We start from the raw sequence: 13,845 nt of genomic DNA on the forward strand, positions 1-13,845 counted from the left end.
CTTCGAGCAGTGCTGCAGATCCGCCGTTCGCTCGCAGCTCAGCATCAATTGCCAGTGCATGTTCGACCGATGAACCGGGAGCTCACCCGCCCCGGCGAAGGAGAATGATGACCGACAATGATCCGGGCACCACTTCGACCACTACCATCGCCACGGCGCGCCCGATGTCGTGTGCGTCTATGAAAGCTGTTCTCCAGCAAGATCTTCCAGCGTCACTCGTGGTCTTCCTCGTGGCCCTGCCGCTGTCGCTCGGCGTCGCACTGGCCTCCGGTGCGCCGGTGGTCGCCGGGCTCATCGCCGCCGCTGTCGGCGGGGTTGTCGCCGGGTTGCTCGGCGGCTCGAAGGTTCAGGTCAGCGGGCCGACGGCGAGTCTCGCCGTCGTCGTGGCGGGAGCCGTTCAGCAATTCGGTTGGGCTGCTATGTGTTTCATCACGGTCGGCGCGGGTGTCCTGCAGATTCTGTTCGGGCTCAGTCGGATCGCGCGCGCCGCGCTGGGCATCGCGCCGGTCGTGGTGCACGCGATGCTCGCCGGCATCGGAGTGGTGATCGCGCTGCAGCAGGTCCACGTCCTGCTCGGCGGAGCGACGGTCAGCTCGCCGTGGGCGAGCATCGTCGCGCTCCCGCATCAGGTGATGTCGGTGCAGAAGGGCGACCTGTTCGTCGGGCTGCTCGTGATCGCCGTACTGATCGGATGGCAGTATCTGCCGCGCCGGGTACGGGTGGTGCCCGGCCCGCTCGTCGCGGTGGTGGCGGCGACGGTGGTTTCGCTGGTGCTGCCGGTGACGGTGGAACGGGTGCGCCTCGACGGCTCACTGCTCGACGGCATCGGGTTGCCCGCGCTGCCGCACGGCGGGTGGCTGCCGATCGCGCTCACCATGCTCACCATCGCCCTCATCGCCAGTGTGGAGACGCTGCTCTCGGCTGTCGCGGTCGACAAATTGCGCCCCGATCAGCGCACCGACTTCGACCGGGAACTGCTCGGCCAAGGTGCGGCGAACATGGTCTCCGGCGTGCTGGGCGGCCTCCCGATCGCGGCGGTCATCGTGCGCAGCATCACCAACGCCAACGCGGGCGCCCGCAGCCGGGCGGCCACCGTGCTGCACGGTGGCTGGATCCTGGTGTTCGCGATCGTGCTGGTCGGTCTGGTCCGCCAGATTCCGACAGCGGCGCTGGCCGGGCTGCTGGTGCTGATCGGGGTGCAGCTGGTGAAGCTGGCGCACATCAAACGTGCCCGCCGCACCGGTGACATCTACGTCTACCTGGTCACCGTGATCGCCGTGGTCGCGCTGAACCTGTTGCAGGGCATGCTGATCGGACTGGTCGCCTCCTTCGCGCTGCTGCTGTGGCGGGTCGTGAAGTTCACCATCGCCGCGGCCCCGCGCGAGGACGGGACCTGGCTGGTGCGCATCGCGGGCACCTGCACTTTCCTGGCCGCGCCCCGGCTCACGTCCGAACTGGCGAAGGTGCCTGCGGGTGTGGACGTGACCGTCGAACTGAGCGTGGACTTCCTCGACCACGCGGCGTGCGAGTTGCTCTCGGAATGGGCCGACGCCCGTGAATCCGGCGGTAGCACCGTCGATTTCGTCGAACTCGGTGCCGCGAGGATGGCCCGCACCCACGACGGGCCCCCCGAGCACGGCCACGCGCGTAAAGCGGTCGACGAGGCGATCCGGCCGTGGCGGCGCAGCGGCGGCGTCGACCCGATCGCCGCGGGCATCGCGGCCTACCATCGCCAGCACGCGCACCTGATGCGCCCGCACCTGGACGGGTTGCGGCACCGGCCCGATGCCGACACGTTCTTCCTGGCCTGCGCCGACGCCCGCATCGTGCCCAATGTGATCACCAACAGTGGTCCCGGCGACCTGTTCACGGTGCGCAATGTCGGCAATCTGGTGCCGGTGGGCGGCTCCGACGTCTCGGTGGAAGCGGCGCTGATCTACGCGCTCGACAAGCTCGACGTGCGCTCGGTGGTGGTGTGCGGGCACAGCGGCTGCGGAGCGATGGAAGCGCTGTACGGGCAGGTGCAGGCCGGGCCCGGACTCGACGACTGGCTGGCCCATGCTCAGCCCACGCTGGCGGCGTTCCACGCTGGTCACCCCGTCGCCGAGGCCGCCAGGCTGGCGGGCTTCGGCCCGGTCGACCAACTCGGCATGGTGAACGTGGCCCGGCAGGTGCAGACCCTGATCGACTATCCGGCGGTGCGCAGTGGCATCCAGGAGCGCGGGGTCGCGGTGTCGGGGCTGTTCTTCGATCTGGCGACCGCGCGGGTCATCGAGATCACCGCCGACGGGATCGCCGACTTCGACGAGGCCCGTCGGGCCGCCGCCGAACCGGTGTAAAGAGGGGTAGTTGTGGGTCACACCACACACTGCCTGCCGTTATGGCGAGACCCACTATGTGTGCGGCACACTGGCTTTGCCAATTCTTTACTAATAGGTTGGATCCATCCGAACCCGGTTCGCCGTTGCACCGGATCCTTCGATGCTCCCGTCCCTTTGCTTCACCGTCCTCGTGATGATCGGCCTCGGCCCAGCGCCGGGAGCCGGCGAAGGAGAGTCAATGTCTGTCGAGAACGACCTTGCCCCGCCCCACGCGGACGGCTCGTCGAACGAGTCGTCCCGTCCCGCGTGGCAACAGACGCTGTTGCGTCACGATCTGCCCGCCTCCATCGTGGTTTTCCTGGTGGCACTGCCGCTTTCACTCGGCATCGCGGTCGCCTCCGGCGCGCCGATCGCCGCCGGTCTCGTCGCCGCCGTGATCGGTGGTGTGGTCGCGGGCCTGCTCGGCGGCTCGGTCCTGCAGGTCAGCGGTCCCGCCGCGGGTCTGACCGTGGTCGTCGCCGAGTCCATCTCGCAATTCGGTTGGCGCGTCACCTGTTTCATCGTCGTCGCCGCCGGTGTGCTGCAGATCCTGTTCGGGCTCAGCCGGATCGCGCGGGCCGCGCTCGCCGTCGCCCCCGTGGTGGTCCACGCCATGCTGGCCGGCATCGGCATCACCATCGCCCTGCAGCAGGTCCACGTGCTGCTCGGCGGCTCCTCGCACAGCACCGCGCTGCGCAACCTGATCGAACTCCCCGGACAGCTGCTCGCGCTGCACGGTAGTGACGCGCTCGTCGGCGCCGTGGTGATCGCGGTGATGCTCGGCTGGAAGTACGTCCCGCCGAAGCTGCGCGCGGTGCCGGGCCCGCTGGTCGCGGTGCTGGTGGGCACCGTGCTCTCGCTCGGTCTGCCCGAGGTCGAGCGCATCGCCCTGAGCGGGTCGGTCTTCGACGCGCTCGGCCTGCCGGAACTGCCCTCGGGCAACTGGTCCGCCGTCGCCATGATGGTGCTGACCATCGCATTGATCGCCAGTGTGGAGAGCCTGCTCTCGGCCGTCGCGGTCGACAAGATGCACACCGGTCCGCGCACCGGATTCGATCGGGAACTCATCGGCCAGGGCACGGCGAATGTCGTCTCGGGCCTGGTCGGTGGCCTGCCGATCACCGGTGTGATCGTGCGCAGCGCCACCAATGTGCAGGCGGGCGCGCGCACGAGGGCTTCGACCGTGCTGCACGGACTCTGGATTCTGCTGTTCTCGGTGGCGCTGGTCGGCCTGGTGGAGCAGATCCCCAAGGCCGCGCTGGCGGGTCTGCTCATCGTCATCGGCATGCAGCTGCTGAAACTGGCCCACATCCGGTTGGCCCGGCGCACCGGTGACCTGCTGGTCTATGTGGTGACCGTGCTCGGCGTGGTGTTCACCAACCTGCTCGAAGGCGTGGTCATCGGCCTCGCCCTGGCGTTCGGGCTGCTGCTGTGGCGGGTCGTGCGCGTGCAGGTGGCGGCGACCCCGTTGCCCGACGGGCGCTGGCAGGTCCATATCGACGGCTCGTGCACCTTCCTCGCCTTGCCGAAACTGTCGGGCGAGCTGGCGAAGGTACCCGCGGGCGCCGAGGTGACCGTCGAGATGACCGTCGACTTCCTCGATCACGCCGCGTTCGAGGCGATCGAGGAGTGGCAGCGTCAGCAGGAAAGCGGCGGTGGCCGTGTCGATTTCGTCGAAATCGGCAGTGCGCGGATGGCCGATACCCCGGCCGCGCCGCCGATCCGCGGATTCGGTCGCGCCGCCATCGACGAGATACTGGGTCCGTGGCGGCACCAGAAGTCCGGCGGCGACGCGGTGACCGCGGGCGTCGCGGCCTACCACCGCGGCCACGCGCACGTCGTGCGATCGCATCTGGACGGGCTGCACGACAGTCAGGACCCGGACTCGTTCTTCCTGACCTGCTCGGATTCGCGGATCGTGCCCAACGTGATCACCAACAGCGGTCCCGGCGACCTGTTCACCGTGCGCAATGTGGGCAATCTGGTCCCGGTCAGCGGTGACGATTCCGTCGAAGCGGCACTGAGTTTCGCGTTGGACAGCCTCGCGGTGCGCTCGGTGGTGGTGTGCGGGCATTCCTCGTGCGGTGCGATGAAGGCGGTGCACTCCGCCGCCGCCACCGAAGGCGGCTTGAGCTCCTGGTTGCGGCACGCCGAGCCGACGTTGGAACGGTTCCTCGCGGGCCACCCCGTGGCCGAGGCGGCCAGGGCGGCCGGGTACGACGAGGTGGACCAGCTGAGCATGGTCAATGTCGCCGTCCAGCTGGAGACCCTGGGACGTAATCCCGCGGTGCGCCGGGCGGTGACCGAGCGCGGATTGGCGGTGTCGGGGCTGTTCTTCGACATCGCGACCTCACGGGTGCTCGAGGTGACGCTCGACGGGGTCAGCGCGATCGACGATCACGCCGCACTCGCCGTCACCGGCTGACGACACCGCGACCGGTCGGCGGTCGGACTCGTAGTCTGGACATCATGACCAGCGATCCGACCGCCGCCGAGCGCGTCACCGACGGCCCCGACTCCGCGGACGAGGAGTCCACGGCCGAGCCGGAGCGGTGGGACGGGTTGAAGGAACGCGGGCGCGCCTTCCGGGCACACATCGCCCAGCGCCCTACCCTCGACCTCGGCTACCGCATCGTCGTCGGCGTGGTCGGTGGGCTGGTCCTGCTCGTCGGGATCGTCACGATCCCGTACCCCGGACCCGGCTGGGCGCTGGTGTTCGCGGGATTCGGCATCCTGGCCACCGAGTTCGTCTGGGCCCACCACACCTTGACCTGGGTGCGCGGCAAGTACCGGATCGTCATGGACTGGTACACCTCGCGCGGTTGGTTCATCAAGGTGCTCGGCGCGGTGGGCACCTTCGCCCTCGTCCTCGTGACGTTGTGGCTGCTCGGTACATTTTCGATGGTCGCAGGGTGGATCGGAGTCGATTGGCCATGGTTACACAGTCCCCTGATGTCGTGAGCACTGTTCCCGGCCACGTCCTCACCGACCCCGCCTGGATCGCGGCGCGGATCGACGCGATGAGCCATACCTGGGGCACCGATGTTCCCCGGGTCGCGGGCACCCTGTGGTGGTGCATGGTCGCCTCGACGCTGGTCGAGCAGATCGCCGTCGCCTACGCGGCGGGCACGCCCGCCCCGGTCGCCGCCCTGGGCGAATTCGAGTGCGTGGTCCGGCCCGACGGTGGTGTCGAACACGCGCAGTTCCACCGGGTGCCGGTCGATGCCACCGGCCGTTCCGTGCGCTCGGACGTAGGTGGCGAGACCGGTGCGGCAGCGGCGGACGAGGTCGCTGCCGCCTTGCGTGACACCCTGACCGCCGTGATCACTCAGGTCGCGGCGGTGTCGGGGGCCGGGATTCCGGCGCTGTGGGCGGTTGTCGCCGATGCCATCGGCAACCGGGCGCTGGACGCGGGCTCCCCGGACGCGGCGACCAGGCTGGCCGCCGACGTGGGCGCGCGCCTGCCCGCACCGCGGTTCGTCACCGTCGCGGGCCGCACCTTCGTCCGCCGCGCCTCGTGCTGCCTGGTCTTCGAGGCGCCCGGCCGCGAGATGTGCACGAGCTGCCCGAAACGCTCGCCCGCCGACCGAGCCGAACACCTGGCCGCCGCTGCGCGCGCTCGGACCTCCTAGGTCCATCGACACGGCCCACGCGCGCTCCCGATAGCATGGGCGGGCGCGGGAAGGACCCTGCGAGAACTGCCGGATCGACCCGGCACCGAAGTCAAGGAGAGCATCCCCGTGACCACCTCTGCACCCATCAGTCCAGTCGCCCTCGTTCGAGTGCCGGCCGGGACTACGGCGGGCGCGGCGGTACGGGAGGCGGGTTTGCCCACCAAGGGCCCCGACACCGTCGTGGTCGTGCGCGATGTCGACGGCGCGCTCAAGGATCTGTCCTGGATTCCGGAGGACGACGCCGACGTCGAGCCGGTCCCCGCGAACAGCGAGGACGGGCGCAGCGTGATCCGGCACTCGGCCGCGCACGTGCTGGCCCAGGCGGTGCAGCAGGAGTTCCCCGACGCGAAACTCGGGATCGGCCCGCCGATCAAGGACGGCTTCTACTACGACTTCCAGGTCGACAAGCCCTTCACCCCCGAGGATCTGGCCAAGCTGGAATCGCGGATGAAGAAGATCATCAAAGGCGCGCAACGCTTTTCGCGGCGCGTCGTGGAGATCGACGACGCCCGCGTCGAACTGGCGAACGAGCCGTTCAAACTCGAGCTGATCAGTGACAAGTCCGGCATCGACGATCCCGAGATCATGGAGGTCGGCGGCAACGAGCTGACCATCTACGACAACCTCGACCCGCGCACCGGCGAGAAGCTGTGGGGCGATCTGTGCCGCGGCCCGCACATTCCCACCACCAAGTTCATCCCCGCGTTCAAGCTCACCCGCTCCTCGGCCGCCTACTGGCGTGGCGACCAGGACCGCGAGGACCTGCAGCGGGTGTACGGCACCGCGTGGGAATCCACCGAGGCGATGGACGCCTACCTGGAGCTGCTGGCCGAGGCCGAGCGCCGCGATCACCGCAAGCTGGGCCTCGAACTGGACCTGTTCTCCTTCCCCGACGCGCTCGGTTCGGGTCTGCCGGTGTTCCACCCCAAGGGCGGCATCATCCGCAAGGAGATGGAGGAGTACTCGCGTCAGCGCCACGTCGACGCGGGCTACGAGTTCGTCAACACCCCCCACCTCACCAAGGGGCATCTGTACGAGATCTCGGGCCATCTCGACTGGTACAAGGACGGCATGTTCCCGGCCATGCACCTCGACGCCGAGCTCAACGAGGACGGCACCGTCCGCAAGCCCGGCCAGGACTACTACGTCAAGCCGATGAACTGCCCGATGCACAACCTGATCTTCGGCGCGCGCGGTCGTTCCTACCGTGAGCTGCCGCTGCGGATGTTCGAGTTCGGTTCGGTGTACCGCTACGAGAAGTCCGGCGTGATCCACGGCCTGACCCGCGTGCGTGGCATGACCCAGGACGACGCGCACATCTACTGCACCAAAGAGCAGATGCACGCCGAGCTCACCAGCACCCTGCAGTTCGTCCTCGGCCTGCTGAAGGACTACGGCCTCGACGACTTCTACCTCGAGCTGTCCACCAAGGACCCGAAGAAGTACGTGGGCTCGGACGAACTCTGGGCCGAGGCCACCGAAACCCTCGAGAAGGTCGCCGAGGCTTCCGGCCTCGACCTGGTGCCCGACCCCGGCGGCGCCGCGTTCTACGGCCCGAAGATCTCCGTGCAGGTCAAGGACGCGCTGGGCCGCACCTGGCAGATGTCGACCGTGCAGCTCGACTTCAACCTGCCCGATCGTTTCGACCTCGAGTACACCGCCTCCGACGGCACCAAGCAGCGTCCGGTGATGATCCACCGCGCCCTGTTCGGCTCGATCGAACGCTTCTTCGGGGTGCTCACCGAGCACTACGCCGGTGCCTTCCCGGCCTGGCTCTCGCCGGTGCAGGTCGTCGGCATCCCGGTGGCGGAGAACTTCGCGCCGCACCTGGATTCGGTGATCGAGCGGCTGCGCGACGCCGGCGTGCGGGCCCAGGTGGACCGCAGCGACGACCGGATGCAGAAGAAGATCTTCAACCAGACCGCGCAGAAGGTGCCGTTCATGCTGCTGGCGGGCGCGCGTGACGTGGAAGCGGACGCGGTGAGCTTCCGGTTCCGCGACGGCACCCAGGTCAACGGTGTGCCGGTCGCCGACGCGGTCGCCACCATCACCACCTGGGTCGCCCACCGCGTGAACGCCTCACCCACCGCCGAGGGGTTCGAGGTCGTCTCCGCGGCGGTTCAGGCATGAGCGAGAACCTCGCCCCCGAGGCCGGCTCGATCGTCGACGCCGGGGCCGGCCAGCCCGACCGCCTGCAGCGGTTGTGGACGCCGTACCGGATGTCCTACATCACCGGCGAGGTCAAGCCCAAGGACGCGACCGGGCATCCGTTCACCGATATCCCCAAGATGTCGGACGAAGACGGCCTGATCATCGCCCGCGGCGAGAATGTCTACGCCGTGCTCAACTTGTACCCGTACAACCCAGGGCACATGATGGTGGTGCCTTACCGCCGGGTAGCCGACCTGGAGGACCTCACGACCGCCGAGAGCGCGGAACTGATGGCCTTCACGCAGCGGGCGATCCGCGTGATGAAACAGGTCTCGCGGCCTGCCGGATTCAACGTGGGTCTCAATCTCGGTGGGGTGGCCGGTGGTTCGCTCGCCGATCACCTGCACCAGCACATCGTGCCGCGCTGGGGCGGGGATGCGAACTTCATCACCGTGGTCGGCGGGGTGAAGGTGATGCCTCAGTTGTTGCGCGACACGCGGCAGCTGCTGGCGGAGGCGTGGGAGGAATAAGGACCGTGCTCAGCTTCTTCGGCCGCCAGACGTTTGCGAAAGCGACTGCGCCGCTGGGCAAAGCGCTCGTCGGGACGGGGCTCACCCCGGACGCGATGACCCTGATCGGCACCACCGCGACGATCGCGGCCGCGGTGACGCTGTTTCCCTCCGGACACCTGTTCTGGGGAACGATGGTCATCTGGCTGTTCGTCATGTTCGACATGCTCGACGGTGCGATGGCGCGCGCCCGCGGCGGCGGCACGAAGTACGGCGCCGTCCTCGATGCCACCTGTGACCGGGTGGCCGACGGCGCGATCTTCGGCGGACTCGCCTGGTGGGCCGTCTATCACGAGCACAGCAAGCACCTGTTCGCGCTGACCTTGATCGTGCTGGTCACCTCGCAGGTGATCTCCTACGCCAAGGCGCGTGCGGAGGCCAGCGGCCTGTCCGCCGACGGTGGGCTCATCGAACGCCCGGACCGTCTGGTCATCGTGCTGGTCGGCGCCGGGCTCACCGGCATCGGCGGGCACTGGGGGCTCGACTGGCTCACCTGGGCCGTGTACGTGGCGATGTGGGTGCTGGCGGTGCTGAGCATCGTGACGGTGTTCCAGCGGGTGCTGGCGGTGCGCAATTCGCCGGGCGCCCGCGTGGTGATTCCGCCGACGCCGCAGCCGGACGCGGGATCTGCCTCGTGAGCCTCACGGATCGGTTGAGCGACTGGGGCTACGCCGCAGGCTGGGGCCTCGTGCGTTCGGCGCCGGAAGGGTTGGCGCGCAAGGTCTTCGACCTCGGCGCCGATCGTTCGGTGCGCGGCGGCGGGCCGGAACAGCTGCGCCGCAACCTCGCTCGCGTTCTCGGTGTGTCCGCCGACCAGGTCCCCGGCGACCTGATGCGGGCGAGTATGCGCTCCTACGCCCGCTACTGGCGTGAGGCGTTCCGCCTGCCGTCGATGGACCACACGAAGATCGACTACTACGTCGGTGGTCTGGAGAACGTCGACGCCGCGCTCGAGCAGGGCCGCGGCCTCATCCTGGTGCTGCCGCACTCGGGTAACTGGGACATGGCCGGTGTCTGGTTGGTGCAGCACTACGACAACTTCACCACCGTGGCCGAACGGCTGAAGCCCGAATCGCTGTTCGAGCGGTTCGTGGCCTACCGCGAGAGCCTCGGTTTCGAGGTGTTCCCGCTGACCGGTGGCGAGCAGCCGCCGTTCGCCGCGCTCGCCGAACGCCTGCGCCAGAACCGGATCGTGTGCCTGATGGGCGAACGCGACCTCACCGGCAAGGGCGTGCCCGTCGACTTCTTCGGTGAGCGCACCTGGATGCCCGGCGGTGCCGCGAAACTGGCCATCGAGACCGGCGCCGCGCTGGTTCCCGTGCACGGCTGGTTCACTGTCGACGAGGACGGCACCGAAGGTTGGGGGCTGAAAGCCGAACCGGCCCTGGATGTTTCCGGTGGGGTGGCGGCCGCGACGCAGGCACTCGCCGACCGGTTCGCCGCCAATATCGCCGAGCATCCGGCCGATTGGCACATGCTGCAACCGCTCTGGGAAGGCGATCTGTCGCCCGAACGACTGTCGCGGATCACCGCGCAGCAGGCGGGAGGGCAGCCGTGAAGATCGGCATGATCTGCCCGTATTCGTTCGACGTCCCCGGCGGCGTGCAGGCCCATGTGGTCGAACTGGCCCGGGTGTTCATCGAACGCGGGCACAAGGTGAGCGTGCTCGCCCCCGCCTCCGACGACACCCCGCTGCCCGATTTCGTCGTCTCGGCGGGTCGCGCGGTGGCGATTCCCTACAACGGGTCGGTGGCGCGCTTGTCGTTCGGACCCATGGCCTACACCAGGATCCGGCGCTGGATCGACAGCAACGACTTCGACGTGCTGCACATCCACGAACCCAACGCCCCGAGCCTGTCGATGCTGGCGCTCAAGATCGCCGAGGGCCCGATCGTGGCGACCTTCCACACCTCGACCACGAAGTCGTTGGTACTCAGTACTTTTCAGGGTGTGCTTCGCCCGTATCACGAGAAGATCAGTGGGCGGATCGCCGTGTCGGAGCTGGCCAGGCGCTGGCAGGTCGAGGCGCTGGGATCCGACGCGGTCGAGATCCCCAACGGTGTCGATGTGTCCGCGTTCGCGCGCGGTGAGCCACTCGACGGATACCCGCGCGCGGGCCGCACCGTGCTGTTCCTCGGTCGCTACGACGAACCGCGCAAGGGCATGGACGTGCTGCTCGGCGCGCTGCCCGCGCTCATCGACCACCATCCCGACGTGGAGATCCTCATCGTCGGGCGCGGTGACGAGGATCGGTTGCGCCGTGAAGCCGGGGAGCACGCCGGGCATCTGCGGTTCCTCGGACAGGTCTCCGACGAGGAGAAAGCCGCCGCGCTGCGCAGTGCCGACGTGTACGTTGCGCCGAACCTCGGTGGCGAGAGTTTCGGGATCATCCTGATCGAGGCGATGGCGGCAGGCACCCCGGTGGTCGCGAGCGAACTCGACGCCTTCCGTCGCGTGTTGCGCGACGGGACCGCGGGCATGCTCACCCCGATCGGTGACTCCGACGCGCTGGCCACCGCCATCGACACGCTCCTCACCGACGACGAGACGCGGACGCGTCTGGTCAGCACCGCGACCCAGGTGGTCGCGGGCTACGACTGGCCGGTCGTGGCCGAACAGATCCTGCGGGTGTACGAGACCGTCACCGTCGGCGACAACCGCGTCCGGGCCGCCGGATGATCACCTTCTCCGCGACCACCGTCCTCGTTCTCGGGCTGATCGCCCTGCTCGTCCTGGCCCTCGGCGTGTGGGCCTACTCCACGGCGAACCGGCTCGACCGGCTGCACGTGCGCTCCGATCAGTCCTGGCAGGCACTCGATGCCGCGCTCGCCCGCCGGGCGGTGGTGGCTCGCGCCGTGGCGATGTCGGAGGCCGGTCCGGTGAGTACCGATCCCCGCCGGGCCGAACGGGCCACCCAGCTCGCCACACTCGCCGATCGGGCCGAACGCGCCGATCGCGGTGACCGGGAAACGATCGAGAACCAGCTCTCCGCCGCGCTGTCGCTCGTCGACATCGACCACCTGCGACCGCAGCTGGTGGCCGAACTCGCCGACGCCGAGGCGCGCGTGCTGATCGCCCGGCGCTTCCACAACGACGCCGTGCGCGACACCCTGGCCCTGCGCACCCGCAGGCCCGTGCGCATCCTGCACCTCGGCGGTACCGCGCCGCTGCCGACCTACTTCGAGATCACCGAACGCGCGACGCCCGCCGCCGCCACCGGCCTCACCGTGCACACCACCCGCACCTCCGCCCGGGTGATGCTGCTCGACGAGCACAACCGCGTGCTGCTGCTGCGTGGTCACGACCCGATGATCCCCGAGGTGGCCTTCTGGTTCACAGTCGGCGGCGGCGTCGAACCGGGAGAGAACCTGCGCGACGCCGCGGTGCGCGAGATCTACGAGGAAACCGGGCAGCGGGTGGATCCCGCCGCGCTGCGCGGTCCGCTGTGGCGGCGGGTCGCGGTGTTCCCGTTCAACGGCGAGCTGATCCGCTCCGAGGAACTGTTCTTCAGCCTGCGTTCGCCGGGCTTCGAATGGCGCCCGGCGGACCTGACCGCCCTGGAGCGCCGCACGATCACCGACCACCGCTGGTGCTCCGCCGACGACATCCGCGCACTCGACGACGCGGGCGAGGCCGTCTACCCGTACCACCTCGACGAACTCCTCACCGAAGCCGTTTCCGCGGCTGAAGACGACACCCAGCACGTGGTCCGCTCGATCCGCTGAGGCCCAGCGGGGGACAGTACCCGGGCCATGATTCGCTCGATGCCGCCTCATCTCGGACACCGCGCGCGACGCGCGGCGTCCCGGTATATCGGCGCGGTGCTCGGTCCGGTCGTTGCCGGCGTGGCCGTCGATCGCGCGCGGACCCCGGTCGCGGCGCTGTAGTGCGCCGCCGGTGCGGCGGCCGTCGCGGCGGCGATCGTGCTGGTCGACCGGGCACGGCGCGGCCCCGTGGCGGACGCGGTCGGAGCCGTGGCACGGTGAATGCCAGGCCATCGGACAAGGCCAGCGGTGCGCGGTGAACACATCACCGCTGGTCGTGACAAGGCCAGTGGTGCTCAACTGGCTATGAAGGCCGATTTCGGGCAGCTCTAGAATCGACGGTGAACCGAATCCGAGCGACTTGATTGGCGCCCATGACACAGGAGACATTCGTGACTACGCCTGAGACCACCAACACCGTCGGCACCGCCCGCGTGAAGCGCGGCATGGCCGAGATGCTCAAGGGTGGCGTGATCATGGATGTGGTCAACGCCGAGCAGGCCAAGATCGCCGAAGACGCCGGCGCCGTGGCCGTGATGGCGCTCGAGCGGGTGCCCGCCGACATCCGCGCCCAGGGCGGCGTGTCCCGGATGAGCGACCCGGACATGATCGACGGCATCATCGCCGCGGTCTCCATCCCGGTCATGGCCAAGGCCCGCATCGGCCACTTCGTCGAGGCGCAGATCCTGCAGAGCCTGGGCGTGGACTACATCGACGAGTCCGAAGTGCTCACCCCCGCCGACTACGCCAACCACATCGACAAGTGGAACTACACCGTCCCGTTCGTCTGTGGCGCCACCAACCTGGGCGAGGCCCTGCGCCGCATCACCGAGGGCGCGGCCATGATCCGCTCCAAGGGTGAGGCGGGCACCGGTGACGTGTCCAACGCGACCACCCACATGCGTACCATCCGCGGCGAGATCCGTCGCCTGACCTCGCTGTCCGAGGACGAGCTGTTCGTGGCCGCCAAGGAACTGCAGGCCCCGTACGAGCTGGTTCGTGAGGTCGCGCAGACCGGCAAGCTCCCGGTCGTCATGTTCACCGCCGGTGGCATCGCCACCCCCGCCGACGCCGCCATGATGATGCAGCTCGGCGCCGAAGGCGTGTTCGTCGGCTCGGGCATCTTCAAGTCCGGCAACCCCGAACAGCGCGCCGCCGCCATCGTCAAGGCCACCACCTTCTACGACGACCCGGACGTGCTGGCCAAGGTCTCGCGTGGCCTGGGCGAGGCCATGGTCGGCATCAACGTCGAAGAGATCCCGCAGCCGCACCGTCTGGCCGAGCGCGGCTGGTGATCATGGGCCCGATATCGTTCGGGCACTGAAAC

General features: G+C 68.8%; 12 protein-coding genes. All 12 read left to right on the top strand.

The genetic code is table 11. The features are described from left to right. The first annotated feature begins 179 nt into the window (after positions 1-179). The 12 genes from ACFWF3_RS06210 (at position 180) to pdxS (ending at position 13,813) form a co-directional block, all read left to right on the top strand. Positions 180-2,339 (top strand): SulP family inorganic anion transporter, encoded by a 2,160-nt coding sequence (locus tag ACFWF3_RS06210; protein WP_379312713.1) that lies wholly within the window; start codon positions 180-182, stop codon positions 2,337-2,339. A gap of 220 nt (positions 2,340-2,559) precedes the next feature. Beyond that, entirely contained in the window at positions 2,560-4,785 is a 2,226-nt protein-coding gene (locus ACFWF3_RS06215; RefSeq protein ID WP_378988926.1) for a SulP family inorganic anion transporter, read from the top strand. 44 nt (positions 4,786-4,829) lie between these two features. Further along, on the top strand, positions 4,830-5,321 hold the full coding sequence (locus tag ACFWF3_RS06220) for a TIGR02611 family protein (RefSeq protein WP_379312715.1): 492 nt from the start codon (positions 4,830-4,832) through the stop codon (positions 5,319-5,321). Further along, complete coding sequence (locus ACFWF3_RS06225; RefSeq protein WP_378988930.1) at positions 5,318-5,992, top strand: (2Fe-2S)-binding protein; 675 nt, start codon at positions 5,318-5,320, stop codon at positions 5,990-5,992. Before ACFWF3_RS06220 ends, ACFWF3_RS06225 begins: the two co-directional genes overlap by 4 nt. Positions 5,993-6,100: 108 nt before the next feature. Beyond that, positions 6,101-8,164, top strand: a complete 2,064-nt coding sequence (gene thrS, locus ACFWF3_RS06230) for a threonine--tRNA ligase (protein ID WP_378988932.1) — start codon at positions 6,101-6,103, stop codon at positions 8,162-8,164. After that, a complete protein-coding gene (locus ACFWF3_RS06235; RefSeq protein WP_378626868.1) occupies positions 8,161-8,715 on the top strand; it encodes an HIT family protein in 555 nt (184 codons plus the stop codon). The genes thrS and ACFWF3_RS06235 overlap by 4 nt, the downstream gene beginning before the upstream one ends. A gap of 5 nt (positions 8,716-8,720) precedes the next feature. Next, positions 8,721-9,392, top strand: a complete 672-nt coding sequence (pgsA, locus tag ACFWF3_RS06240) for a phosphatidylinositol phosphate synthase (RefSeq protein ID WP_378988934.1) — start codon at positions 8,721-8,723, stop codon at positions 9,390-9,392. Beyond that, positions 9,389-10,312, top strand: a complete 924-nt coding sequence (locus ACFWF3_RS06245) for a phosphatidylinositol mannoside acyltransferase (RefSeq protein WP_379312716.1) — start codon at positions 9,389-9,391, stop codon at positions 10,310-10,312. The genes pgsA and ACFWF3_RS06245 overlap by 4 nt, the downstream gene beginning before the upstream one ends. Beyond that, positions 10,309-11,433: a glycosyltransferase family 4 protein gene (locus ACFWF3_RS06250; RefSeq protein WP_379312717.1), complete on the top strand. Its 1,125-nt coding sequence runs from the start codon at positions 10,309-10,311 to the stop codon at positions 11,431-11,433. Before ACFWF3_RS06245 ends, ACFWF3_RS06250 begins: the two co-directional genes overlap by 4 nt. Continuing rightward, a complete protein-coding gene (locus tag ACFWF3_RS06255; protein ID WP_379312721.1) occupies positions 11,433-12,479 on the top strand; it encodes an NUDIX domain-containing protein in 1,047 nt (348 codons plus the stop codon). Before ACFWF3_RS06250 ends, ACFWF3_RS06255 begins: the two co-directional genes overlap by 1 nt. Before the next feature lie 39 nt (positions 12,480-12,518). Then, positions 12,519-12,641, top strand: a complete 123-nt coding sequence (locus ACFWF3_RS06260; RefSeq protein ID WP_379312719.1) for a hypothetical protein — start codon at positions 12,519-12,521, stop codon at positions 12,639-12,641. 251 nt (positions 12,642-12,892) lie between these two features. After that, the gene (gene pdxS / locus ACFWF3_RS06265; RefSeq protein ID WP_056810852.1) at positions 12,893-13,813 is read left to right on the top strand and encodes a pyridoxal 5'-phosphate synthase lyase subunit PdxS; all 921 of its coding nucleotides are present in this window, start codon (positions 12,893-12,895) and stop codon (positions 13,811-13,813) included. Positions 13,814-13,845: the final 32 nt, after the last annotated feature.

This window comes from Nocardia sp. NPDC060220, assembly GCF_042727815.1.
Lineage (GTDB): Bacteria > Actinomycetota > Actinomycetes > Mycobacteriales > Mycobacteriaceae > Nocardia.